Origin of the sequence: Pseudomonas sp. F01002 (assembly GCF_004402115.1) — a bacterium.
Lineage (GTDB): Bacteria > Pseudomonadota > Gammaproteobacteria > Pseudomonadales > Pseudomonadaceae > Aquipseudomonas > Aquipseudomonas frigoris.
Genome location: NZ_SOPU01000017.1, coordinates 288,973 through 314,557 on the forward strand (window position 1 = coordinate 288,973; position 25,585 = coordinate 314,557).

The 25,585-nt window shown below is 58.6% G+C and carries 13 protein-coding genes and 2 pseudogenes (1 of these 15 cut by a window edge); 3 read left to right on the forward strand and 12 right to left on the reverse strand.

All coding sequences use genetic code 11. The features are described 5' to 3' along the window. Both E3W21_RS32360 and E3W21_RS13675 read right to left on the reverse strand, forming a co-directional pair. A pseudogene (locus tag E3W21_RS32360) lies at nt 1-89 on the reverse strand (group II intron reverse transcriptase/maturase) (its annotated part extends 129 nt beyond the left edge of the window); the annotation flags it as partial. 406 nt (nt 90-495) lie between these two features. Next, nucleotides 496-726: a hypothetical protein gene (locus E3W21_RS13675; protein ID WP_129443771.1), complete on the reverse strand. Its 231-nt coding sequence runs from the start codon at nt 724-726 to the stop codon at nt 496-498. Between the two features lie 979 nt (nt 727-1,705). Here E3W21_RS13675 and E3W21_RS13680 point away from each other — a divergent pair. Next, nucleotides 1,706-10,375 carry a GH36-type glycosyl hydrolase domain-containing protein gene (locus tag E3W21_RS13680; protein ID WP_134420408.1) on the forward strand — a complete coding sequence of 2,890 codons (8,670 nt, stop codon included), beginning with the start codon at nt 1,706-1,708 and terminating at the stop codon, nt 10,373-10,375. 103 nt (nt 10,376-10,478) lie between these two features. Here E3W21_RS13680 and cydB read toward each other — a convergent pair whose 3' ends face one another. After that, a complete protein-coding gene (gene cydB, locus E3W21_RS13685) occupies nt 10,479-11,480 on the reverse strand; it encodes a cytochrome d ubiquinol oxidase subunit II (protein ID WP_134420370.1) in 1,002 nt (333 codons plus the stop codon). A gap of 12 nt (nt 11,481-11,492) precedes the next feature. Further along, nucleotides 11,493-12,869: a cytochrome ubiquinol oxidase subunit I gene (locus tag E3W21_RS13690; protein ID WP_134420372.1), complete on the reverse strand. Its 1,377-nt coding sequence runs from the start codon at nt 12,867-12,869 to the stop codon at nt 11,493-11,495. A gap of 301 nt (nt 12,870-13,170) precedes the next feature. Between E3W21_RS13690 and E3W21_RS31165 the strand changes: the two genes are divergently transcribed. Then, entirely contained in the window at nt 13,171-13,314 is a 144-nt protein-coding gene (locus E3W21_RS31165) for a hypothetical protein (RefSeq protein ID WP_166793826.1), read from the forward strand. Here the strand turns inward: E3W21_RS31165 and E3W21_RS13695 are convergent. Then, nucleotides 13,248-13,602, reverse strand: a pseudogene (locus E3W21_RS13695) (transposase); the annotation flags it as partial. The gene E3W21_RS31165 and the pseudogene E3W21_RS13695 sit on opposite strands and share 67 nt — an antisense overlap. Before the next feature lie 131 nt (nt 13,603-13,733). Next, nucleotides 13,734-16,757, reverse strand: coding sequence for an FAD-binding and (Fe-S)-binding domain-containing protein (locus E3W21_RS13700; protein ID WP_134420374.1), 3,024 nt, complete (start codon nt 16,755-16,757; stop codon nt 13,734-13,736). Between the two features lie 159 nt (nt 16,758-16,916). Between E3W21_RS13700 and E3W21_RS13705 the strand changes: the two genes are divergently transcribed. Beyond that, a complete protein-coding gene (locus E3W21_RS13705) occupies nt 16,917-17,171 on the forward strand; it encodes a hypothetical protein (RefSeq protein ID WP_134420376.1) in 255 nt (84 codons plus the stop codon). Nucleotides 17,172-17,492: 321 nt separating this feature from the next. On the opposite strand, the gene E3W21_RS13710 is transcribed toward E3W21_RS13705, so the two are convergent. The 6 genes from E3W21_RS13710 to E3W21_RS13735 all read right to left on the reverse strand — a co-directional run bounded on the left by E3W21_RS13710 (nt 17,493) and on the right by E3W21_RS13735 (nt 25,379). Further along, nucleotides 17,493-17,843, reverse strand: a complete 351-nt coding sequence (locus tag E3W21_RS13710) for a copper-binding protein (protein ID WP_134420378.1) — start codon at nt 17,841-17,843, stop codon at nt 17,493-17,495. Continuing rightward, nucleotides 17,840-20,998: an efflux RND transporter permease subunit gene (locus E3W21_RS13715; protein ID WP_134420380.1), complete on the reverse strand. Its 3,159-nt coding sequence runs from the start codon at nt 20,996-20,998 to the stop codon at nt 17,840-17,842. Before E3W21_RS13715 ends, E3W21_RS13710 begins: the two co-directional genes overlap by 4 nt. Further along, nucleotides 20,995-22,479: an efflux RND transporter periplasmic adaptor subunit gene (locus E3W21_RS13720; RefSeq protein WP_134420382.1), complete on the reverse strand. Its 1,485-nt coding sequence runs from the start codon at nt 22,477-22,479 to the stop codon at nt 20,995-20,997. The genes E3W21_RS13715 and E3W21_RS13720 overlap by 4 nt, the downstream gene beginning before the upstream one ends. After that, entirely contained in the window at nt 22,476-23,732 is a 1,257-nt protein-coding gene (locus E3W21_RS13725; RefSeq protein WP_134420384.1) for a TolC family protein, read from the reverse strand. Before E3W21_RS13725 ends, E3W21_RS13720 begins: the two co-directional genes overlap by 4 nt. 99 nt (nt 23,733-23,831) lie before the next feature. Further along, entirely contained in the window at nt 23,832-24,173 is a 342-nt protein-coding gene (locus E3W21_RS13730; RefSeq protein ID WP_134420386.1) for a hypothetical protein, read from the reverse strand. A gap of 291 nt (nt 24,174-24,464) precedes the next feature. Beyond that, entirely contained in the window at nt 24,465-25,379 is a 915-nt protein-coding gene (locus E3W21_RS13735) for an LssY C-terminal domain-containing protein (protein ID WP_256661558.1), read from the reverse strand. Nucleotides 25,380-25,585 lie beyond the last annotated feature (206 nt).

A 25,585-nucleotide genomic window follows, 5' to 3' on the forward strand; every position in this document is an offset into this window, starting at 1 on the left:
ACTTCTCACGGCTTCACCGCTCGCAGTCTCCATCCGCCCCGCGTTTGGCAGGCATCTGACTTCCGGTCTTTCGCATCAACATGGCCTATAACGCTTTCTCTCGTTCAGCCCTTCGTCAAAAAAAAGACTACTACGGCCTCTGCTGACTTCTTGCTCCGGCTGACACCGTCGCCCTTTCAGGCATAAGGCGAGATCTCCCCAGGTAAGAACGCAATCCTTCACCACACAACCGCCGGATTTACACAGCCTGACCCTTGACCACAAGAGCTTCGCGGTTTTGTGCCCGCTCGCCCTGATCGGCCGCGCCTTTTATCCGGTTCTTGTACATCGGCTCATGGCTTTGATTCACGCTTCCTCCCCATACTCGGTCACCCTCATGCAGTTGCGCTTCACTTCGTTCGCTGTGGTCAGCTTACGGCGGGACTTTCACCCACAAGATTGCGCCCATGCTGGGCGCACACAAAAAAGCCCGACTCAATGGTCGGGCTCTGATTCTTATCGCCTGTCGTCAGATAGTGGCGTTTCTTCATCCGCCTCTGGCAGATCCCTGTCAGCTGGAGCCTTCCAATCCTCTGGACGCTCCTCCTTTACATTGTCCGGGCGTTCCAGAGGATCGAATTTGCCGCGATCTTTAGGATCCAGCGTCGGCTCATCTGTACCTGGCTCAGGATTGGAAGGGACAGTACCTTGCACCGTCTTGTCTTGGAAACTCAAATCGGTAGACATACGCACCTCACAACAGAGGTCCAGATTTTCCGGGCCGTACAGATTTGAAGTTGGCGCCTAGGCAGCGTGCATTCGAGTAGACGAGCGGCGCAAATGAAAAACCCGGCGCACTGGCCGGGTTCAGATATTCGTGTGCGTGATGCGTGAATTGCACATCATGGAAAAAGCACGCATAAATCCCCGTCATATCAATATATTTATGCCGCGTTTTATTATTTTTCCGCGCGACTCACCTGCCAAACAGGTTGCACCGCTCACCTGGGCCTTGTACGACTGAAGCGCCAGAGTGACCAGGTAATGCGCCTTCACTCGCTTCGCTGCGTTCAGATCGGGCAGCTCTGCTTTCGACGCTACGATAACCAAGTCGGCAAACAAGCCACCCGACGCCTGACGGCGCAATGCATCGACCCGAGCGCGGAGCTGAACGAGCTACGCGAAGAAGTTCGTCAACTCGAAAGTGCTGCCGAAACGTCCGAAGACGATGCTGAGGATCTGCGCGAGGGAATGGCCGAGGCTTGCGTGTGGATCAAACGCGCAATTGGACCCGGAAGACCGGGAGGCTCACTGAATGCCCGACCTCCTGGATCCTCTGCAAGAGAATCTGGCACTGGGACTACCTTGATTATTTGAGGTGATCTAAAACCGCGTCGCTTGTGCCCTCGGCCTGTTCCCGTTCGGATGGAACGACTCTGGCGCCCTCTCGATTGAGCTCAGCAGAAAAGGTCAAGCCTTGCACTGCGACGGTGTGACGCTAACTTCAGTTATGTCGCAAACCAGGTGACATCACCTTCCGGCCAACCGTGGACGCAGCTATGCTCGTTAGCATACAGACTTTGGCCAGCCTCCTTTGGCAGACTCGAAGCCTGCCATCGTTGTGTGATGCAAGGTGCTCGTGACACAGCTATCAGGTCAAGAGCAGCGTCGGGAGCACTGCCACCCTCATCACGCCATTCGTCGAGAGAGTGTCATGCAAGGAAACATGGACAGTCATTGGACCAATGTACTCTTCCAGTTCTGGCGTCTGCCTGCCATTTACTATCGCCAGTGGAGCGAATCACGTAGGAAATTCGAGTACGAACCACTGCTTCGCTCGGAGTTGTTCAGCGCCGAACAGATGGCCAGCCATGGAACTCTACTGGCTCAACAGCACCATATTAGTGGCCGCACGGCGAAAGACTCTCTGCTGGCGCGCCTAGCCGACAACGAGGCGACGCTAGCCAGTAGCTGCAAGGCGCTCACTGCTGCACCGTTGTCCGCCCGGCGTGCAACACCGGCAGCGGAATGGTTGCTGGACAACTATTACCTGGTCGAAGAGCAAATCCGCACCACCAAGTCTCACCTACCCCGAGGCTACAGCCGTGAGTTGCCGCAATTGGCCGATGGCCCGTCGGCCGGATTGCCACGGGTCTACGACATCGCTCTGGAGACCATTTCACATGGCGACGGCAGGGTCGATGAGGAGAGTCTGAGCCGTTTTGTAGTGTTCTATCAGACGATCACACCACTGACTCTCGGCGAGTTGTGGGCGATTCCGATCATGCTGCGCCTGGCCCTGATCGAGAATCTGAGGCGAGTAGCCTCGCGCGTCATGGCTAACTGGGATGACCGCAACCTGGCCAATGACTGGGCCGATCACTTGATCGAAACCGCCGAACGCGATGCCAAAAGCGTGGTCCTGACAGTGGCTGACATGGCGCGCTCGGGGCCACCGATGACCTCATCATTCGTCGCTGAATTGGCGCGACGGCTACAAGGGCAAAGTGCCGCGCTGATACTGCCATTGGCCTGGATCGAGCAGATGCTCAGCGAGTCAGGACTCAATATCGAGCGACTGGTGCAGGTGGATGCCCAGCAGCAAGCCGCCGATCAGGTGTCCATCAGTAACAGCATCGCCAGCTTGCGTCTACTGTCGGCCACCGACTGGCGAGAGTTCGTCGAGCATCTGAGCCACGTCGAGCACGTGTTGCGCACAGACCCGGCAGGGATCTATGCGCGGATGGATTTCGCCACCCGCGATCACTATCGGCATGTGGTCGAACGCATGGCGAAGAACTGTGACCAGACTGAAGAAAACGTCGCGCGAGCGGCCATCGCTCTGGCCGATGCGCGGGTAAGACCACCGCCCGAGGGCGACGTGGCCGGACATGTGGGTTACTACCTGGTGGGCCCTGGACTCAATGAGCTCGAGCATCGAATCGCCGCTCGGGTGCCCTTGGGCGAGCAATGGGCACGCCTGCTGCTTCGCGCACCGCTGACCTTCTACCTGGGTCTGGTGCTGATCCTGTCAACATTGTTCGCTTGGCCTTTCCTTGAGGCCGTTTATCGCGACGCAAGGTCTGGATACCTGCTGGTATTGCTCGCGATACCCACGCTGCTGATGTCCAGCCGCCTGGCCATCGGGCTGGTCAATTGGCTGATCACTCTCACCATGCCCCCCTGCATTCTTCCCCGACTGGACTACAGCCAGGGTATCCCGGTGCAAGCGCGCACGTTGGTGGTCATTCCCGCGCTGATAGCCCATTGCGTAGATGTCGAAGAGTTGGTCGAAGGCTTGGAAATACGCTTCCTGGCCAATCGGGATGCCAATTTGCACTTCGCCCTGCTCACCGATTTCATGGATGCCCCCACCCAGGAGCTGGAGCAGGATGCGAGTCTGCTGTTGCTGGCACGGCGGCTGATAGAAGCGTTAAATCAGAAATACCCCGCCCCAGACAACGACCGATTTTTCCTGTTGCACCGACCACGACGCTGGAACGAGGCAGAGCAGACCTGGATGGGCTATGAGCGCAAACGCGGCAAGCTCGCCGAGCTCAATGCCCTGCTGCGAGGCCGTGGTCAGGAGTACTTTTCACTGATCGTTGGCGATATCCAGACACTGACTCCCGTTCGTTACGTGATCACCCTCGACACTGATACCCAACTACCGCGTGATGTTGCACAGCAATGCATCGGCGCGATGGAGCACCCGCTAAACCACCCCGTGTTCGATCCGCATCAGGGCCATATCAGCAGCGGTTATGCAATTTTGCAACCGCGAGTGGGTATCAGTCTGCCGAGTACTGCACGCTCTTCCTATGCCCGGCTGTTCGGGAGCGATGCAGGCGTCGACCCCTACACCCGCGCTGTTTCGGACGTCTATCAGGATCTTTTCCAGCTCGGTTCATTCATTGGCAAAGGGATCTACGCCGTGGATGCTTTCGAGCACGCCCTGGAAGGCTGTTTCCCGGAAAACCGCATCCTTAGCCATGACCTGATCGAGGGTTGTTATGCCCGCTCGGGATTACTCAGCGACGTGCAACTGTTCGAAGAATACCCCTCCCGTTACAGCACCGACGTCAAGCGCCGGCATCGCTGGATTCGCGGGGACTGGCAATTGCTGCCATGGGTCATGCCCTGGACGCCCAAGGCAGGTGGAGGGTTGGAACGCAATCGCCTTTGCGCCGTGGCTCGGTGGAAAATTTTTGACAATCTCCGGCGTAGTCTGGAGCCGACCGCTTTCCTGACAATGTTGCTGTGGGGCTGGCTTGGAGCAATGGAGCCGCGTTCGTGGACCTTCGCGGTGCTTATCCTGGTACTGATCCAACCGCTGTCGAGCGCCTTGCAGGAGCTCATGCACAAAACCGTCGACGTTCCGATCGAGCAGCATTTGACAGCGGCCCTGGGCACCTCCAGCCAACACTTTACGCGGGCGATCCTTCCTTTGGTTTGGCTGCCGTTCGAAGCCTTATACAGCCTGGATGCAATCAGCCGTACGCTGTGGCGCATGCTGATCAGCAAGCGTCGTCTGTTGCAGTGGAACCCTTCACGGGAAGTGGAACGCAGCGACAGCAACAAGCTATCTGAGCTGTACCGCACAATGTGGATAGCCCCATTGCTGACGACGGTCCTTTTTGTACTGTTACTACCCACTCCGAATGTGCTCGCCTTGGCCGGACCATTTTTGGTGCTGTGGCTGACGAGCCCGGCCGTCGCTTGGTGGCTCAGCCGGCCTTCCCCCCGGGCGAAATTCAATCCTTCAGCGCAGGAGCTGCGCTTCCTGCGATGTCTGGCGCGAAAAACCTGGGCATTCTTCGATCAATACGTCGGTCCGGCCGACAATTGGTTACCCCCTGACAACATCCAGGAGCAGCCCCACCCAGCCATTGCACACCGTACATCGCCGACCAATATGGGTATGGCGCTGCTGTCCCACCTGGCCGCGCACGACTTTGGCTACCTGAGTAGTGGACGGTTGCTCGAGCGCCTCGATCAGTCCTTGTCCAGCATGGCCGGCCTGGAGAGCTACCGTCGGCACTTCTACAACTGGTATGACACCTTGACGCTCAAGCCCTTGCCACCGCTCTACGTATCGACGGTAGATAGCGGGAATCTGGCAGGACTGCTACTGACCCTGCGCCCAGGGCTGTTGGACATGATTGATGCGCCCCTGTTTGATCTACGGGTGGTCAACGGACTTATCGACACCCTGGATGTGCTGCAAGACACCCTCCTCGCCGCGGGGCTGGACGACCACGACGTACGAACCCTGCAAGACGAAGCGCTCGTGGCGCAGGCCCGGGTTGTTTCGAGCCCTGACGACGCCTCCGAGACCCTCCTGACCTTGCTGGAGCGCATGAGTGCACCCACTGCCCTCAGCGACTTGGCGACGGTCGGCGAGGCCGCCTTCTGGCTCGAGGCGCTGCGTGCACAATGTCAGGATCTGCAGGCCGAACTGCTGAGCTTCAGGCTGCCGCCCGCCATTGACAAGGCCGAGCCGTTGGCACTCAGCTGGCGCCAGTTGGCGCAACTCGATGTCGCTCGCTGGTTGCCGGCTCAGCAGGCTCAAGTGACGTCCGTGCAGCGCCTGGCTGTACAGCGCATTGCCTCGGTCACCCGCCTGGTCAATCTGGTCGACACCATGGCGAACATGGACTTCACCTTTCTCTATGATTCCCAGCGCGATCTTTTCGCCATTGGCTATAACGCCAGCGAGCACAAGCTGGATACGGGTTATTACGACTTGCTGGCCTCGGAGGCGCGACTGACCAACTATGTGGTTATCGCTCAAGGCCAGTTACCTCAAGAAGGCTGGTTTAGCCTTGGAAGGCTGCTCACCAGCAGCGGCGGCATACCCGTGCTGCTGTCATGGACAGGCTCGATGTTCGAGTACCTGATGCCCATGCTGGTAATGCCCAACTATGAAGGTACCCTGCTCGACCAGACCTGCCGCGCAGCGGTCGCCTTGCAGATCGAGTACGGCAATCACTTGGGCATTCCCTGGGGGGTTTCCGAGTCGGGTTACAACATTCAGGATGCTCATTTCAACTACCAATATCGCGCATTCGGTGTACCAGGCCTGGGTCTCAAGCGAGGCCTTGGCGAAGACACCGTTGTCGCCCCCTATGCCAGCGCCCTGGCGCTGATGGTGGCCCCCGAGGCCTCGTGCCGGAACCTGCAGCGACTTGCCGCGCTGGGCCTGGCCGGGCGCTACGGTCTGTATGAAGCCGTGGACTTTACAGAGGCGCGCTTGCAACGCGGACAGCGTTGCGCAGTCGTCTATTCCTTCATGGCACACCATCAGGGCATGAGCCTGCTGGCGCTGACTTGCCTGCTACTCGACCGGCCAATGCAGCGACGTTTCGAATCCGACCCGCAATTCCAGGCGACCGCCCTGCTGTTGCAGGAGCGTGTGCCGAAGACCGCCGCACAGTACCTGCATGCCTCGAACGCGCCGGTTGTGGACCATGCATCACGAGTACGTGAAACCAAGCTGCGGGTCTTTGCCGACCCTGACCGCAAACGCCCTGCGGTGCAGTTGCTCTCCAACGGCCGCTACCATGTGATGGTCAGCAGTGCAGGCGCAGGTTACAGCCGCAGCAACGAAATTGCTGTTACCCGCTGGCATGAAGACTTCACCTGCGACAACTGGGGTATGTTCTGCTACCTGCGCGATGTTGCAAGCGGCACATTCTGGTCCGCCGCGCACCAACCGACATTGCGCCATCCGGAAAGCTACGAAGCCATCTTCACTGATGCCCGTGCCGAATTCCGTGTACGTGAGCAAGACTTCGACACCCATAACGAAATTGTCGTATCACCGGAAGACGACATCGAGTTGCGCCGCTTGCACATCACCAACCGCGCGCGAACGCGCCGCAGTATTGAACTTACCAGCTACGCCGAGGTAGTGCTGGCTTCGGCCATCAGCGATGCGATGCACCCGGCCTTCAGCAATCTGTTCGTGCAGACCGAGCTGTTGCGCCCGCTGCAGGCAATCATCTGCACCCGTCGGCCGCGCTCCAGCCAGGAAACAGTGCCCTGGATGTGTCATTTGCTGGCAGCGCACGGTGTAGATGTCGATGCGATCTCCTACGAGACCGACCGTGCGCGCTTTATCGGTCGTGGGCGCAGTGTCGTGGCCCCGGCGGCAATGGACGATGAGGTCGAACAATTATCAGGAACTGCCGGCCCGGTACTTGATCCGATTGTATCGATACGTTGTCGCATCACCCTGGACCCCGGTCAGACGGCGACCATCGACTTGGTGACCGGCCTTGCCGACAGCCGTGACAACTGCCTGCACCTGATCAACAAGTACCGCGACCGTCATCTGGCCGACCGCGTCTTTGACTTGGCCTGGACCCATAGCCAGGTGCTGCTGCGCCAGCTCAACGCTTCACTGAGCGACGCACGTCTGTTCGAGCAGATGGCCGCGTCGATCATCTACGCCAGCGCTGCATTACGGGCCGAGAGCAGCGTGCTGGTGGCCAACCGGCGTAACCAGTCCAGCCTCTGGGGCCAGGCGATATCGGGCGACTTGCCCATCGTGCTGCTGCAGATCAACGATCTGGCTAACATCGAGTTTGTGCAGCAGATGGTCAAAGCTCATGCCTATTGGCGTCAGAAGGGCCTGTCGGTAGATCTGGTGATCTGGAACGAGGATCAGGCCGGCTATCGCCAGCAACTGCATGACCTGATTATGGGACTGGTGACCTCGGGCAGTGAAGCGAGCCTGGTCGACCGTCCTGGCGGGATTTTTGTGCGGCAGGCACAACAGTTGTCGGGCGAGGACCGGACACTGATGCTATCGGTGGCCCGCCTGGTACTCAATGACGGCCACGGCAGCCTGGCCGATCAGGTCCATCGGCGCCGCGCGGACCCTCTGCTCCCCAGGCTCGAACCGAGTCTTGTGCGAGTGGAGCAACCACCTGTGGTCGGTGCCACACAAACCGACGCTGCCTTGATATTGAACAGTCCCTACGGTGGCTTCAGCCCGGACGGTAACGAATACGTAGTGATCCTGCGCCCAGGCCAACCCACACCAGCGCCTTGGGTGAATGTGCTGGCCAATGCGCAATTCGGCACAGTGATTTCCGAAAGTGGCGGTGCTTACACCTGGAGCGAGAATGCTCACGAATATCGTCTCACCCCTTGGCATAACGACCCGATCTCTGACCCCAGCGGTGAGGCGTTGTACCTGCGCGACGAAGATACCGGCCACTTCTGGTCGCCAACCCCACAACCCTGCCCAGGTAGTGGCCTTTACCGTACTCGCCACGGTTTCGGCTACAGCGTATTCGAGTATGAAGAGGACGGCATCCATACCGAGTTGTGGGTCTATGTGGCGCTGGATGCACCGATCAAATTCTCGCGCCTGAAAATTCGCAATACCAGCGGCCGGCCGCGGCGTTTGTCGGCAACGTGCTACGTGGAGTGGGTACTGGGGGATTTGCGCGGCAAGTCGGCCATGCATGTGGTCACGGAGGTGGACCCATTCAGTGGCGCGCTGTTCGCGCGCAACGCCTTTTCGATCGAGTTCTCCGGGCGCGTCGCCTTTCTCGACACGGATTCGACGGGGCGCAGTTTTAGCGGTGACCGTGCCGAATTTCTTGGCCGCAATGGGAACCTGCAAGCGCCGGCAGCCCTGACTCGTGCTCGGCTGTCTGGACGCTGCGGTGGTGGCTTCGATCCCTGCGCAGCGATGCAGGTCGCACTGGATCTGGCGGACGGCGAAAGCCGGGACGTGGTGTTCCGCCTCGGCGCCGAACAGGACGCCAAATCAGCCACCCGCCTGGTGCAGAAATACCGCGGTGCCAAGGCCTCGGCGGGGGAACTGGACGCTGTGCGTCTGCATTGGCGCACGACCTTGGGGGCCATACAAATTCAGACTCCCGATCCAGCCATCGATGTGCTGGTCAACGGCTGGCTGATGTATCAGGTCATCGCGTGCCGCTTCTGCGCGCGCAGCGGTTATTACCAATCCGGCGGAGCCATTGGCTTTCGTGATCAATTGCAGGACAGCATGGCAATGATCCATGCCGACCCGGCTGCCGCGCGCCGCCACCTACTGCTCTGCGCCGCGCATCAGTACCCCGAAGGCGACGTACAACACTGGTGGCATCCACCGCAAAGTCGGGGTGTGCGAACGGGCTGTTCCGACGACTTTCTTTGGTTGCCCCTGGCAACCAGCCGCTACGTGTACATCACCGGTGATCGTAGCGTACTGAGCGAAGTGGTGGGTTATATCGAGGGACGCGCACTCACTGCTGGCGAAGAGTCCTACTACGATCTGCCCGGCACTTCACAACTCCAGGAAAGCCTCTACCAACATTGCGTTCGCGCCATTGAGCATGGCCTTAAGCGCGGTTCCCATGGGCTGCCGTTGATGGGGTGCGGAGACTGGAATGACGGAATGAATCGGGTCGGAGAGCAAGGCCTTGGTGAGAGCGTATGGCTTGGCTTCTTCGGCTACGAGGTGCTGCTGCAATTCTCCCGTACTGCGCAGCTGGAAGGTGACAGGGTCTTCGCCCAGCGATGTACTGAGCTGGCGGCGACTTTACGTGTGAGCCTGGAAGATCAGGGTTGGGATGGTGCCTGGTACCGCCGCGCTTACTTCGACGACGGCCAGGTATTGGGCTCTGCGAGTAACGAGGAATGTCGTATCGACTCCATAGCGCAAAGCTGGTCGGTGCTCTCCGGGGCCGCGTCGCAGGTACGGCGCAGAACGGCCATGGACTCACTGGATCTGCACTTGGTCCGGCGCGACACCGGCGTGGTGTTATTGCTCGACCCGCCGTTCGACAAGGGAACCCTCGATCCCGGTTACATCAAAGGCTACGTACCCGGCGTACGCGAGAATGGAGGCCAATACACTCACGCTGCCGTTTGGGCAAGTATGGCCTTCGCCCGTCTTGGCGACAGCGACAAGGCATGGGAGCTGCTGCGTATGATCAATCCCGTCAGCCGTCGCAGCGCTGCACAAATAGAAACGTACAAGGTTGAGCCTTACGTGATGGCCGCCGACGTCTACGGGGTTGCACCCCACACAGGACGCGGCGGCTGGACCTGGTACACCGGCTCCGCTGGCTGGATGTATCGCCTGATCGTCGAATCACTACTGGGACTGACACGCTGCGCCAACTCGCTGCGCATTGAACCGGTGCTGCCAGCCGATTGGCCGGGTTTCACCCTCCATTACTGGTTCGGTGCAACCCTCTACCACATAGAGGTGCGCCAAAACGAAGACGCAACACGCACACTCAGCCTGGATGGCACGCTACTCACCGATGCGACGCTAGGACTGCTGGACGATGGGATCGAACATCGTATTGTGGCGACTTTCCCGAAATCTACGGTGGTTAATGAGGGGCACGTCACATCAACTTCTTAACGACTGTTGTAACAGGGGCTCTGAGCGATAGCGCACAGAGTGCCTGTTTGGATTAGGCCGGAGGGAGAAAGTACTCATTCTCTGAACGGTAGCGTGGATGCAGTCAATCACGAGCGGCACGAACCTTCCCGCTAAAGACTTTAAAGCCATAGGTGTTGTATATCAGCGTCACCGGTATCAGTACGGCGAAACCAACCAAAATGAAAATCTGGCTGGTCGGACTGGAGGCGACGGCTTGCAGCGTCAGATTCGGCGGGATGATCAGCGGATAAAGCGCTGCGATGACCAATGTGAAGGCCAAAACGAAGATTCCCAATGCAGCGAACAGCGGCAGATATTCCCGGCGGCTTCGAAATCCCAAGACGAAGCCGATTAACAGTGCAATGAGCATTGTTGAGGCCGGCAGCCAGAGAAGAGGATCTAAAAGCCGATGTGCATATCGAGTGTCCAGTGTCGTTGTCCAGGTAACCAACACGGCCAATAGCCCTAAGGTTACGATTGCCAGCGCCCTCGCCTGACGACCTGATCGTTGCTGAAGTTCTTCTTCAGTACGCCAATAAAGCCAGCAGGCGCCCAGCCACGTGTAGCCCACCACGAGCACTGCGCCACAGTACAGCGGAAACATACCCAGCCACTCCCAGCCGTTACCACTGTACTGCCTACCATCATTAGATATGCCTTGAACAAGCGAACCCAAGACCAGCCCCTGGCATCCACCGGCGAGCAGTGAACCGCCCAACAGCAAGCCGTCGACGGCGCGCTTGATCCCGTCACTGGGCGCGTAGTCACGAAATTCCAGCGCTACCGCTCGAAGAATCAATGCCAAAAACATCATAATAAACGGCAGATAAAGCGCCGGCAGCAGGATGGCATAGGCCAGCGGAAATAACGCCAGCAAGCCGCCGCCTCCTAGCACGAGCCAAGTTTCATTAGCATCCCAAATCGGCAGGATTGTCACTGCCATGACACGGCGATGTTTACTACATCGGGTAAGGCCCAGCAGTACACCGACGCCAAGATCAGTGCCGTCCAACAGCACATAGTTCAACACCGAAAACGCCAAGGCTGCAGCGGATAGTAGTGTTATCCAGTCGTTGTCTAACATGGATTCATGCCCTCATGACTCACCCGTCTCGTCAGCCAAGGTTGGCTGCGGCCCGGCCTCGTCCTTGTGAGGTGGCTCGCGCAGAATTCGCAGCAGCACCCAGAGCCCAACGCCGAATATCAGCAGGTAAAACGACAAGATGAACCATGTTGAGCTAATCACCTGCTGCCGAGAAACCGATGACAGACTGTCAGCCGTGCGCAGCAGACCATAGACGGTGAAGGGCTGGCGGCCCACCTCGGTCACTACCCAGCCACTCAGCATCGCCAAAAATCCAGCCGGGGCCATCAGCACACACCCTCGGAGCATCCAAGGCGCCGTGTACAACCGTTGTCGCCATCGCAATACCAAACCGGTCAGGCCCTGCCCCAGCATCAATAGGCCCAGACCGACCATGAAACGAAAAGCGAAGAACACCGCTGGAACAGGTGGTATGTCCTGAGGCGGGAACTCGTCCAGTGCAGCGATGGTGCCACTCAGGTCATGCCGCAGGTACAGCGAAGCTATGCGCGGAATCGCCACTTCCCAATGGTTGCGTCGCTCATTCATGTCGGGAAGGGCGAACAAGCGTAATGGTTCGCCCGCACCATCAGCCGGGCGAGTCCAGGAGCCTTCGATGGCGGCGACCTTCTGCGGCTGAACTTTGAGGCTGTGTTGACCATGAAGGTCTCCCACCACGATTTGCACAGGTGTGATCAAGACAATCACCCACAGCGTCATGGAGTATGCAAGCCGTGCTCGCGGATTCTCAGGCGCACGCAACAGCTGCCAAGCGCTGATACCGGCCACCAGCGTGGCGGTGCCGAGCAACGCGGCCAACGTCATATGCACAAGCCGATAAGGGAACGACGGATTGAAGATGATCGCCCACCAATCCTCGGCAATGAACCGTCCATCTGTGCCAATGGAGTAACCGGCGGGTGTTTGCATCCAGGAATTGGCCGACAGGATCCAGAATGCGCTGATTAACGATCCAAGCGCTACGGCACAGGTGGCGAAGAAATGCAGACGACGGCCTACCTTCTTCAATCCAAATAACATGATGCCAAGGAAGCCAGCCTCCAGAAAAAAAGCGGCAAGCACTTCGTAGAACATCAATGGGCCGAGGATATCTCCTGCCTGAGTCGAAAGCCGCGACCAATTGAGCCCGAATTGGTACTCCAATATAAGACCCGAGGCAGTGCCCACCGCCACGTTGAGGGCAAACACCTTCAGCCAGTAAAGGTAGACGTCCAGATAGACCTTTCGCCCACGCCACAGCCAAAGCGCTTCGAGCACCATCAGAAAGTTGGCCAAACCAATGGTGAAAGCCGCCAACACGATATGAAAGCTGATGGTGATCGCGAATTGGGCCCGCGCGGCCATCAGCGCCGAATCAATTGCGTCCATGCCGTCCACTCACCGTTAGCCAACGCATGCAGGAATAAGCTGTTGGCAGCACCAAGCGAAGGTTACGCGGATAGCTAAATGTGTTGGCGAGAATAGGCATGGCACGTGTCCGATGCAGTATTTGTCGGTTGACTCTCCTCAGTGCCAATGATTCCGAAAGTCAAAGCCCGAACAGAATATTCCTCCCTGGACAATCGGAATTGAGCGGCAGCTATCGGCCCAGAGTGTGTAAAAACGATCATGGGCCTCATTTTCTTGGGGCATCGACGTTCGTTGGCTGAGCGATCGCACGATCAATACCATGGGTTGCATCGGTAGCAACCTGGAGCACGTCAACGCTGTTTTACAGCCTCTTGGATGGGCCAAAACCAGCCTTCTTTACGCCGACAGCGCCTTCATCAAACCGTTAGCGCCGATGATTTTCATGACCCGTTTCAAGTTGTAGGCGAGCACATTCAAGCTCATCTCGGCGCTTACCCCCGTTAAGCTTTCGGGTCAGGAAGTGCGTCGCACCCTTCCATTGCTTGAGCGTCCCGAAAGGATGCTCAACAGTCCGTTTTCGGATCCGCATCATCCACGGCGCGTTGCTCAGCCTGTTCTGCATTTCCTCCAATACGGTTTCATGCTCCCAGCGCCGAACTCGCCGTTGCTTGCTCGGTGTGCACTTCGATTTCAGCGCTCATCCCTGGCAATTAGAACTCCAGTAACGGTGCAACTTAAGGCCTGTCGCCACCATGAAAATCGCATCATGCAGCTGATCGAAAAAGTTGAATCCGGGTTAAGAATCGAAGACCTGGTTAATGCAGAGCAATTGCAGGCGGATAACTTAAAATTCAGCGTGGTGATTCATAAGTGCGAGTGAAGCTACTTCGCGCGCACATGCTCCAACACCACTTCCAACGGATGACGCAGCTGCCTGTCGGCCAAGCGCTTCACTTGACTCCGACAGGAGTAGCCCGTGGCCAGCGCCTCACCCTGTTTATCCAGCTTGCCGGCCCATGACTGCTCGAAAATGGTCCGCGAGGTGTCCTGGTTGCGGGCTTCGTGGCCGTAGGTGCCAGACATGCCGCAGCAGCCGGTCGCCTCCGTCACCAGCTTGAGCCCAAGCCGGGCAAACATGGTTTCCCATTGCGCAGTACTGGCTGGGACATTGGTCTTCTCGGTGCAGTGCGCCAACAAACGGAATGTCTCGGTCGCGGTGTGCGGGTTTTCAGGCAACGCATCGAAGAGCCATTCCTGAGGTAGCAGGACCTTCGGGCAATCGTTGAGCCCTGGTACTTTCTGATATTCCTGGCGGTAGACCAACGTCATCGCCGGGTCCAGGCCCACCAGTGGCACTCCACAGGCGGCGAGCGCCTTGAGCTGATTGCCGTTGCGGATCGCCGCCTTGGCGAATGCGCCGAGGAAGCCCTGCACGTGCAAAGGCTTGCCGTTGGCGCTAAAGGGCGCCAGAAACACCCGGTAGCCCAACTGATGCGCCAACTGGATAAAGCTCGCCAGCAACGGCGTTTCGAAGTAACGGGTGAAGGCGTCCTGCACCAACACCACGCTCCGCTCACGTTGTGCAGCGGTCAGTTCGCGCAGGGCTGGCACGCTGGCGACAGCGACCTTGCAGCGGGTCAACGTGGCCTGCAAGTCATGGCGGTGGATCAGCGGACTGTCGAGCATGCCGACCTGTTGCTCCAGCAGGCGGCTCACCCATTTCGAGCCCATCACCGCGTTGTACAGGCCCGGCGCGTAGGCCATGTAAGGAATGGTGAACTCCAGCGAGCCGATCAAATAGTCACGGAGCGGGCGTTGATAGCGACCGTGGTACAGCTCGAGAAAACGAGATCGGAATTCCGGGACGTTGACCTTGACCGGGCATTGTCCCGCACAGGATTTACAGGCCAGGCAGCCCGCCATCGCATCGTAGACTTCATGGGAGAAATCCGCCTCACCGCGCGAGCGCGCCAGGTTATTGCGCAACCGCGTCGGCAATCCGCTCAACCACGACAACTTGCCCCGGGCCGCTTGCAACACATCGATATTCGCCGCGCCTTGCAGACGCAGCCATTCGCGAATCAACGACGCCCTGCCCTTCGGCGAATGCTGGCGTTCACGGGTGGCTTTCCACGACGGGCACATCGCATCGTTGGGGTCGTAGTTGTAGCAAGCGCCGTTACCGTTGCAGTGCATGGCGGTGCCGAAGCTTTGCCAGACGCGCTCGTCGATCTGCCGATCCAGATCACCGCGCAACGTCACTTCGTTGACTTTGAGCAAGCCTTGGGCGGCATCCGGCGGGGTGCAGATCTTGCCGGGGTTGAGCTGATTGTGCGGGTCGAACGCCCCCTTGAGCGTTTGCAGCGCCGGGTACAGCTCGCCAAAAAACTCGGGGACATATTCCGAACGTAGACCTTTGCCGTGCTCGCCCCACAGCAGCCCTCCGTAACGCCGGGTCAACTCGGCCACCGCATCGGAAATCGGCTTGACCCGCGCGGCCTGGGCCGGGTCTTTCATGTCCAGCGCCGGGCGTACATGCAACACACCGGCATCGACGTGACCGAACATGCCATACGCCAGGCCATGGCTGTCGAGCAATGCGCGGAATTCAGCGATGTAGTCGGCCAGTTTCTCCGGAGGCACGGCGGTGTCTTCAACGAAAGGCTGCGGACGAATCTCGCCGTCAACGTTGCCCAGCAGCCCGACCGAGCGTTTGCGCATGGTGTAGACACGGCTCACCGCTTCGGCCCCTTCGGCCAGCGTGTGACCCAGGCGCTCGATCGTTGTGTCCGCTTGCAGGTGCTCCACGAACGACGCCACGCGAGCGTTCACTTGCGCCACGTCATCGCCGCTGAACTCCACCAGATTGATGCCAAGCGTCGGGCGCCCGACGTCAACCGGGAAATACTCGGCGACGCTGTGCCAGACGATGTCTTTCATCGCCAGCAGCAACACCTTGGAGTCCACGGTTTCAATGGACAACGGCTTGTGTGCCAATAACGCATTGGCGTCGCGCAGCGCATCCATGAAGCTGCCGTAACGCACGTTCACCAGTACCGAATACTTGGGAATCGGCAGCACGTTGAGTTTGGCTTCGACGATGTAGCCCAACGAACCTTCCGCGCCGCACAGCACGCTGTTGAGATTGAAACGCCCGTGCTCATCACGCAGGTGCGCCAAGTCATAGCCGGTCAGGCAGCGATTGAGTTTGGGGAACACCGCTTCGATCAGGTCAGCCTGGGTTTCCTGAATGTGCCGCGCAGTCCGGTACACCTCGCCGATGCGGCCGGGTTGCGTGCATGCCACTTCCAGCTCCGCGTCGGACAGAGGCTGGCTGTGCAGGCGCTCGCCACCGATCAGCACACTGTGCAGTTCCAGGACGTGATCGCGGGTCTTGCCATAGGTGCAACTGCCCTGGCCGCTGGCGTCGGTGTTGATCATGCCGCCGACGGTGGCGCGGTTGGACGTCGACAGCTCCGGGGCGAAGAACAGCCCATGGGGTTTGAGCGCGGCATTCAGCTGGTCCTTGACCACGCCCGCCTGCACTCGCACCCAACGCTCGGCGGCGTTGATTTCGAGGATGGTGTTCATGTGCCGCGACAAGTCGACCACGATGCCATCGGTCAATGACTGGCCGTTGGTGCCGGTACCGCCGCCCCGCGGGGTCAGTTTGATCTGGTGAAAGCGTGGTTCGGCCATCAAGGTCGCGATGCGTGCGATGTCGTCCGCGTCCAGGGGAAACACCGCTGCTTGCGGCAGACGCTGGTAAATCGAGTTGTCGGTCGCCAGCACCGTGCGGGTGGCGTAGTCGGCGCTGAGCTGGCCGCGGAAGCCGCTGGTACGCAGGGCTTGAAGAAATTCCGGGTACTGTGCCGCGAGTGCAACGGTGGGCAACTGGGCGATCATCGCAGGCTGTTCTCTTGTCGGTCTAATCACGGGGAAAATCAAAATACTTGTCGCCTGAGCATTAATGGGTCAGCCTCACGTCGTCGGCTGCACTAATGATCCTGCAGGCTCTGGCGCCGGACAAACGGATAATCTTGCCGCTATCGATGACTTTTACGAATGAATTACCGTCACCTCACCCCGTCGATGTCGTTGCTGCTGGCTTTTGAAGCCGCTCGGAATAGCCATTGGGCCGCTCTGCTGCGGGCTCTGCAGGGTTTTACCGTCGCAGAAGTGAAGCTGATTAGTCTGCAGCTTGTTTGGGCAATGGCGAAATTTTGTTGTCGTGCCAAAGGAGAAAACTGTAGGAGCGAGCTTGCTCGCGATTCACCTGAGATCGCCGCGTTTCCCCTGGTAAAAACGCGTTTTCGTTGACGACCATCGCGAGCAAGCTCGCTCCTAAAGAAAGACTTTTCTCTGGACGAAAAAAATGGACCTCTTTTCATAGGTCCATTTTTTAATGCTTGGAGCGGGAAACGAGACTCGCATCTGGCGTCCGAACCATTGAAATCTAAGGGGTTTCTTTTCTTGCCGAGGCCATCGACAAGTCGCCCCCTCCCCCACTGACCGGTTGAATCCACAGTCTAAAAGCGGTCACTCGAGCAACCTCCTGACATACCGCTTTTCCCGAACAAGAGGATTTACTGGTAATCACCGGCGCGCCAAAGCATGCCGGCCATTTTTACCACCGCAATTTTATTTTTTGATGGACACAATCGTGGCTTTGCCGCCCTCAAGCCGGAAGGAAAACGACACTTGGTCTCCAGCCGTCAGCCCTGTCAGCTGATCTTCCGTCACGGAAAAGGCCATGGTCATCGGCGGCCATTGCACAGCTGGAACAGCGCCGTGAGAGACGGTCACCGTATGCTTCGTAGTATCGATAGCCTTGATCGTTCCGTCGGCGGTGGCGACTGGAGCCTGCGTTGTTTCCTGCTTCATCTGCATGCCCTCCATTCCGCCCATTTTCATGCCTGGCATATCCTCTGCATGGGCCGATAGAGACAGCGTGAATACGGTGCTTGCAACTGCAATCAGGGTCAGTTTCATACGACTTTTCCTTGAGGGGTGATGGGTTCAACTGAGAGGTGCCGGCGACGCATCAGGCGATAGGCCGCCGGAATGACAAACAGGGAAAGCAAGGGCGCCGTGACCATGCCGCCGACCATGGGTGCAGCAATTCGGCTCATCACCTCGCTGCCGGTCCCGCTGCCCAGCAAGATGGGTAACAAGCCAGCAATGATGACGGCCACGGTCATGGCCTTGGGTCGAACACGCTGCACGGCGCCTTCACGAATCGCCGCAACCAGACCGCGCTCTGTGCTGTCGCCGAGGTCTTCACGTTCGGCCCAGGCGTTCTTCAGGTAGAGCAGCATGATCACGCCAAACTCGGCGGAAACACCGGCCAAGGCGATAAAACCGACCCCGGTGGCGACTGACAGGTTGAACCCCAACAGATAGAGGAACCATGCCCCGCCAGTAAGGGCGAACGGCAGAGTGGCCATGATCAGCAAGGCCTCATCGAAGCGGGCGAAAGTCAGGTAGAGCAACACGAAGATGATGACCAGCGTGGCAGGCACCACCAGTTTGAGTCGTGCGTTGGCCCTTTCGAGAAACTCGAACTGCCCTGAGTAACTCAGGCTCATGCCGGGCTGTAACTTGACCTGCTCGCTGACGACCCGGCGCAGATCGGCGACTACCGAGGCAATGTCCCGGCCACGCACATCGATGTACACCCAACCAGAAGGCCGTGCATTCTCGCTCTTGAGCATCGGCGGACCGTCGCTGACCTTGACCTTCGCCACTGTGCCGAGGGTGATCTGGCTACCTAGCGGGGTATAGATCGGCAGTTGCTCCAAGGCACCGAGCGAGTCACGCCACTCCCGTGGGTAACGCACGTTGATCGGGAAGCGTGCAAGCCCTTCAATGGTTTCGCCGACGTTTTCACCGCCGATAGCGCCGGCCACGATGGACTGCACATTGGCGATATTCAGTCCGTAGCGAGCAGCCGCCTTACGGTCAATATCCACATCGATATAACGGCCACCGGTCAGTCGCTCGGCCAGAGCCGAACTGACACCGGGTACGCCCTTGGCCACACGCTCGACTGCCTGAGTCGCGGCATCGATCTCCGATAGGTTGGTGCCGGCAACTTTCACTCCGATGGGACTCTTGATCCCAGTGGCCAGCATGTCGATACGGTTGCGAATCGGTGGTATCCAGATATTCGTCAGCCCAGGGACTCGTACCACTCGATCCAGTTCTTCCACCAACTTTTCCTGGGTCATGCCTGGACGCCATTGCTCATGTGGTTTGAACTGGATGGTGGTCTCGAACATTTCCAGCGGTGCCGGGTCGGTGGCGGTTTCAGCGCGCCCCGCTTTGCCGAAGACGTGTTCGACTTCAGGCACCGTCTTGATCAGGCGGTCGGTCTGTTGCAGCAACTGCGCCGCTTTCTGCGCCGACAATCCCGGCAAAGCTGAAGGCATGTAGAGCAGGTCACCCTCGTCCAGCGGCGGAAGAAACTCACCACCCAAGCGAGACATTGGCCATAGCGCACTGACAAAAACCAATAGCGCCACCAGCAGCGTGATCTTTGGTCGACGCAAGACTGCGTCCAGGGCTGGCTGATAGATCCGAATCAACCACCGGTTCAACGGGTTCTGTTGTTCACTGGGAATTCGTCCTCGAATCCAGTAGCCCATCAGCACCGGCACCAAGGTCACTGACAATCCCGCCGCTGCGGCCATGGCGTAGGTCTTGGTGAAAGCCAAAGGGCCGAACAGCCGTCCTTCCTGAGCTTCCAGGGTGAACACCGGAATAAACGACAGAGTGATGATCAACAAACAGAAGAACAGCGCCGGGCCTACCTCTGCCGCCGCTTCGGTCATTACATGCCAATGACGTTCACCCTTCAGTTCTTCCCCCGGATTGGCCGCGTGCCATGCCTCAATCTTCTTGTGGGCGTTCTCGATCATCACCACGGCGGCATCGACCATGGCGCCGATGGCGATAGCTATCCCGCCCAAGGACATGATGTTGGCGTTGATGCCCTGGTAGCGCATGACGATGAAGGCAATCAGCACCCCCACCGGCAGCGAAATGATCGCCACCAGGGATGAGCGCAGGTGCCAGAGGAAGATCCCACAGACCAGCGCGACGACGATGAACTCTTCGATCAGCTTGTGGCTGAGATTTTCCACAGCGCGGTCGATCAGCTTGCTACGGTCGTAGGTGGTGACAATTTCCACCCCGGCCGGCAGACTGCTTTTCAGTTCGTCGAGTTTGGTCTTGACCGCCGCAATGGTCTCGCGAGCGTTTTTGCCGCTGCGCAATATCACCACGCCGCCGACGGTCTCGCCTTCGCCGTCGAGTTCAGTAATGCCACGCCGCATTTCCGGCCCCAACTGGATCGTGGCGACATCGCCAAGGGTCACCGGTATGCCACCCGCACCCAGCTTGAGCGGGATCGCCCGAAAGTCATTGAGCGTCTTCAAGTATCCGGAAGCGCGCACGATGAACTCGGTCTCTGCCATCTCCAGCACGGCACCACCGGTTTCCTGGTTGGCCTTGCCGATAGCTTCGGTCACCTCAGACTGAGTGATACCGAGGCTGGCCAGTTTGAGCGGATCAAGTTGCACTTGGTACTGCTTGATCATGCCCCCCACGGTGGCCACCTCCGCAACGTTGGGCAGGGTCTTGAGTTCGAACTTGAGGAACCAGTCCTGAAGTGCGCGAAGCTGTGCCAGATCATGCCCGCCACTGCGATCCACTAGCGCGTACTGATAGATCCAACCCACCCCCGTCGCATCTGGTCCCAACGCCGGCTTGGCGCTGGCAGGCAACCGATTTTGTATTTGGCTCAGATACTCCAACACCCGCGAGCGAGCCCAGTACAAGTCAGTGCCGTCTTCGAACAGCACGTAAACGAAGCTGTCGCCGAAGAAGGAATAACCACGCACCGTCTTGGCGCCCGGTACTGAGAGCATGGTAGTGGCCAACGGATAGGTCACCTGGTTCTCGACAATCTGCGGCGCTTGTCCAGGAAAAGGGGTGCGGATGATCACCTGAACATCCGAGAGATCTGGCAGTGCATCGATGGGCGTGCTCTGCACCGACCAAATGCCCCAAGCCGTGACAAACAGCGTCGCCAGTAACACCAGGAATCGGTTGGCCACTGACCAACGAATCAGGGCGGCAATCATGGCTGGTTCCCCGATTTATCCATACGTTCAACACGCAAACCATCATCGGTCTGGCTCACCGCGACCCGGACCTTGTCGCCCGCTTTGAGGCCCTGTATCAGAGCCGGGTTGGCGAGTGGAAAAGTCATCGTCATGCCAGGCATTCCCAGCGTCTTGAAAGGGCCATGGGCGAGCGTGACTTCTTTGTCGTTGATCTCAACGATCTGTCCATCTGCTTCATGAAAGCTTGAGGCTGCTGCGCTGGGTGGTGACTGTTCCTCCGAGCTGGCAACAATGCCCTTAAGACTGGCCTCCGAGTCGAGCAGGAACTGGCCAGACGTAACCACCTTCTGGCCTTCTTCCAGGCCTTTCAATATCGCCGTCTTGCCATCGCTTTCCTGCCCGAGTTGCACTTCAACAGGGCGGTAGCGACCGGCGTCTTCGGCGAGCATCACCAAGGCACGTCGGCCCGTGCGAATCACCGCCTCGCTCGGCACCCACAACACACTCTTCTCGGTCGAACGATTCAGGCGTACCTGCGCCGTCAAACCCGGTCTGAGGCGTCCGTCAGGATTGGGTAACTCGACACGTACTCGAAGAGTGCGGCTGTCCGGGTTGGTCTCGGGCAAAATCGCGCTGACCTTGCCGTTGAGTATTGTCCCTGGGAAAGCTGGCAGACGCGCTTCGACTGCCTGTCCCACGGTGATCGATCCGGCATCCGATTCTGGTACGGCCACCGCTAGCCAGACACTACTCAAGCCATTGACGCGTGCCAGGGTGTCGCCGGTCGCCACGGTCATACCCGCGCGTACGTTCAACTCTTGCAGCACACCACCAATAGGGCTGGTGAGCGTCAGGTACGGCTGAACCTTACCGCCACGCTCTACCTGAGTAATCAGTGCTGCCGGCATCCCCGTGAGCCGTAGACGCTGGCGGGCCGCAGCCAACAGGTCAGCATCACCGCTGCGCTTCAGGGCAAGGAACTCTGTCTGGGCAGCGGCCCACTCAGGCACCAGGATATCCGCCAACGCCGCGTTGGCTTTGAGCACATCACCAGGAGCATGGGCATAAACCCGCTCCACAAAGCCGACTGTGCGAGCCTGAATCACAGCAATATCACGTTCGTTGAATCCCAACACACCTGTCACATCGAGGCTGGAGTCAAAGACTCCACGGGTGACTGCTGCAAAACGCAGACCGAGATTCTGGGTGAGGCTTGGATCGATGGTGACGGTCGCACGGTCCGCTGCGCCACTGGCGTACTGCGGGACCAGTTGCATGTCCATGAAGGGGGACTTACCCGGCTTATCGAACTTTTGCTGGGGGTACATGGGGTCGTACCAATACAGAGCCTTGCGTTCGTCCGATGAATTGAGGCCCTTCTCCTGGGTGGTACTGGGTATTCCGCTCATGCGCTGGTGAGCGAACCAGTAACCACCGGCAACACCCAATGCCATCGAGATACCTACCAGCAATGCCCCGTTCCATTTTTTAAGGATCATTGGCTGGACTCCCCATAAGCAAAATACAGACGCGCACTGGTCAGCGCTCGCTGCTCTTCCACGTCGATCTGTTTGAGGCGGGCTTCGATGAGTTCACGTCGGGCGGCAACAACGGCGTTCAAATCGCCTTTGCCGGACCGATAACTGGCCATGCTGAGTTCGACCTTTTCCTTGGCCAGTGGTAACAGGCTTTCCTGGTTTCGGCGCACGGCACGATTCAGGCGTTCATAGTCAGCCAGCTCGTTTTCCAGTTGCTGAGTGTGCTCGCGTGACAGGGCTTCGCGCTCGGCCTCAAGCTGACTGAGTTCAGCCTGTTTGGCTGCGATTTTGGGGTTTTGGCGCGAGTCAGGAAACAGCGGTAGATCCCAGGAAAATTGCACGCTGACCATATCGCCAAACTCACGGCCACGGCGCTGGTAATCCAGTTCCCAGCTCCAGTCCGACTGCTTCTCCGACACGGCTTCACGAACCTTGGCTTGCGCTTCACGGGTCATCGGCGCAAACGCTGCCAACTCGGGATGGTGTTGCAGTTTATGAGAGTAGCTTGAGGTATCGACGGGCCACTCCGGCAAGCTGCCCACAGGCTTGTCGTTGGCGGCTGAGCCAATCCAGCGTTTGAGGGCTGCTCGGGCCTGCGCTCTCTGGAGAATCAGATCATCCTGTTGCTCCGCCAGTTGAGCCGCTTCTTGCTTGGGCGTCACCGCATCGGCGGGTTGAGCGCGGCCACCGGCAATCTGGGCCCGGACGGTATCGGTCAGCAGGCGATTTTCTTTGTAGAAGTCCTGGAACAGCCCATCTTTACGCTCAACCGAGTAGCTACTGATCCATGCCAACGCCGTGGACTGGCGTACCTTCAGACGTTCGACTCGACGCTCCGCAGCGGCGCGATCAACGGCCGCATCGGCGACCTCAATGCGCGCTTTGCGCTTGTCGCTGTTGGGCATCTCTTGCCTGACCCCGACCATTTGCATGGTCATGAAGTCCTGGTCGATGCTCCAGCGATCCGGACCGCCAATGGGGTAGTTCTGCACACCCAGCAGCAGTTTGGGGTCAGGTAGCTCACCGGCTGGAATAGCCGCGCTGCTGGCAGCCTGAATTTTGGCGTCTTGTGCGGTCAGCGACGGTGCATTGTTTTCGGCCAGCCGCAACGCTTCATCGAGTGTCAATGCGGCAGCGAAGCTCGGCAATGCCAATACGCTTGCCGCCAGACCGGCCACGAGGGACCAGCCTGTGCAATAGCACTTGGAGTTCATGTTTACGATTCCTGTGATCATCCACTGCGCGCGGCAAAAGACACGCACGCAGCTAGTCCATCCCACTAATGCGGAATGAGGCTCAATGTGGGACAGGAATCAAACGCGAGGCGGTCGCCATACCCCGGACGGGGTCTGTACGGGTAGGGAATCGCTGAAGAAGGAAATCACGAACGGGCTGAATAAGGTTACAGGAGGCTTGAAGATCGAGACTTGCAGCATGCCGCCTGTCTTGCATTCCTGGCCCGGCTTACAAGGTTTGCCGTGCTCGGAAGGGCTTTTCATATCGTTGCAGCAGTCCATCCCCATGTCGTCCATCATCGCCATGCCCATCGTCTTCATTGGGCAAGGTTCTGTCGGTGCCTGAACGCCCGCCATCCCGCTGAGGGGAAGCGCCAAGCTAATCATGAAGATGATGCAAAACCGCAGATAGCGTTTCATGGGCTGGAGTGTAGTCGCTGAAAATGGCTCTTACAATTGGGCGCATGGCATAAACAGCCTGCCGAAATGCCTAAGACAGGCGATAACACCGAACCTGAATTAAGCCAGCATTATCTGGCACAAAATAGAAGCTCATTCCGAGCAGACTCTAGGTCTGTTGATGGTCCATGCGCATTTTTGCGCACTCTAAGCCACTGACCCACGACTCGAATAGGCTCAAGACGTCGGCGTTTCAATCATCCCGAGTGGCAAGCAGGCACTGAACGCCAGAAACCGCCTCGAAACGGTCATTCATTTCTGTTTCTCACTGTGGCGAGCTAACAAGACCTGCCCATCCCAATCCGCATCTGCTGCTCCTTCGGTCCGAGAGAGGAGCCGTCCACTGTCAAGATCGGCAGCTAGCGTGCTCCTCGGTGCATTCACATCGGGCTGTGTCGACGTCAATGTGACGAGAGATAGGAGATGATAAAAACGCTCCTCGACAATCGAGCCCATCCAGAGCGGTGTAGTTCGTCCGTTTGTGAGCTGAAAATCAACGACCCACAATCGAAGCACGAGGCGCGAACCGGCAGGTGCACCATCGCTATACGGTCGGACGAGGGTCAGACTGGGAAGACGACCACTTGCGAAAAGAGGAATAACTGGAAAAACGGTAGGGTCGGTCTGGGTGGTAAGCCAATTCAGGGCATTCAACGGTGTCCAGGCCGCTGAGTCGCGCCACCCGTCAAGTTGAAGGACATTTTGCAAGTCCGGCAGGCCACCGGCCCACTGGAACGTCAGTGGCTCATTCGTCTCGCCCGTGAGATCGATACGCCGCGCCGGCAGTTGCTGCCAATCCGACGCCCACCAATCAGTGGCCCTCATGCTTGGCGTCCCAACCTTGACGGCATAACGACCGCTGTCGGTCGCATGGCTACGATAGATATTAAAGCCGCCGACGAGGATAAGTGCCGCACATCCGAGGGCGAGCAGGCCCCCTGGGTTGATGCGCTCGGCCTGCCGCCGCAAGTAGGAGAGTCCGAGCAACGCCAGCCAAGCGGACCCAAATGCCATCCCCCCGAGCACGTCGGAAAGCCAATGCGCACCGAGGTAGAGCCGCGAGAATGCAATCAGAAATATCAGGGTTGCGGCGCCAATAACGACCGCGAGGCGCCATGCCGGGCGGATATCACGCGCGATGAGGAAAGCGAGGAAACCGTATAACACGACATTGATCGTGCTATGGCCGCTGGGGAAGGAAAATGCACTCCACCCGGAGTAGAGAAGCTCACCGGGTCGGGCTCGATGCAATGTATCCGCTCCATGAACTCCACATTCCAAGCGGATAGCTGACGGCTGATGCTGTGCTCCCGATTTCCATCAGGAGCCCATCACCATGATGCGTCCCAATGCCAGCGTTGAAAAAGTGTACC

Bases quoted from the DNA above. Each gene is read 5' to 3' on its own strand.
- E3W21_RS13680 (WP_134420408.1), top strand. From the start codon at position 1,706: ATGGACAGTCATTGGACCAATGTACTCTTCCAGTTCTGGCGTCTGCCT.
- E3W21_RS13720 (WP_134420382.1), bottom strand. From the start codon at position 22,479: ATGATCCTTAAAAAATGGAACGGGGCATTGCTGGTAGGTATCTCGATG.
- E3W21_RS13715 (WP_134420380.1), bottom strand. From the start codon at position 20,998: ATGATTGCCGCCCTGATTCGTTGGTCAGTGGCCAACCGATTCCTGGTG.
- E3W21_RS13675 (WP_129443771.1), bottom strand. From the start codon at position 726: ATGTCTACCGATTTGAGTTTCCAAGACAAGACGGTGCAAGGTACTGTC.
- E3W21_RS31165 (WP_166793826.1), top strand. From the start codon at position 13,171: ATGGGTTGCATCGGTAGCAACCTGGAGCACGTCAACGCTGTTTTACAG.
- E3W21_RS13710 (WP_134420378.1), bottom strand. From the start codon at position 17,843: ATGAAACTGACCCTGATTGCAGTTGCAAGCACCGTATTCACGCTGTCT.
- E3W21_RS13700 (WP_134420374.1), bottom strand. From the start codon at position 16,757: ATGATCGCCCAGTTGCCCACCGTTGCACTCGCGGCACAGTACCCGGAA.
- E3W21_RS13730 (WP_134420386.1), bottom strand. From the start codon at position 24,173: ATGAAACGCTATCTGCGGTTTTGCATCATCTTCATGATTAGCTTGGCG.
- E3W21_RS13705 (WP_134420376.1), top strand. From the start codon at position 16,917: ATGAATTACCGTCACCTCACCCCGTCGATGTCGTTGCTGCTGGCTTTT.
- E3W21_RS13725 (WP_134420384.1), bottom strand. From the start codon at position 23,732: ATGAACTCCAAGTGCTATTGCACAGGCTGGTCCCTCGTGGCCGGTCTG.
- cydB (WP_134420370.1), bottom strand. From the start codon at position 11,480: ATGTTAGACAACGACTGGATAACACTACTATCCGCTGCAGCCTTGGCG.
- E3W21_RS13690 (WP_134420372.1), bottom strand. From the start codon at position 12,869: ATGGACGCAATTGATTCGGCGCTGATGGCCGCGCGGGCCCAATTCGCG.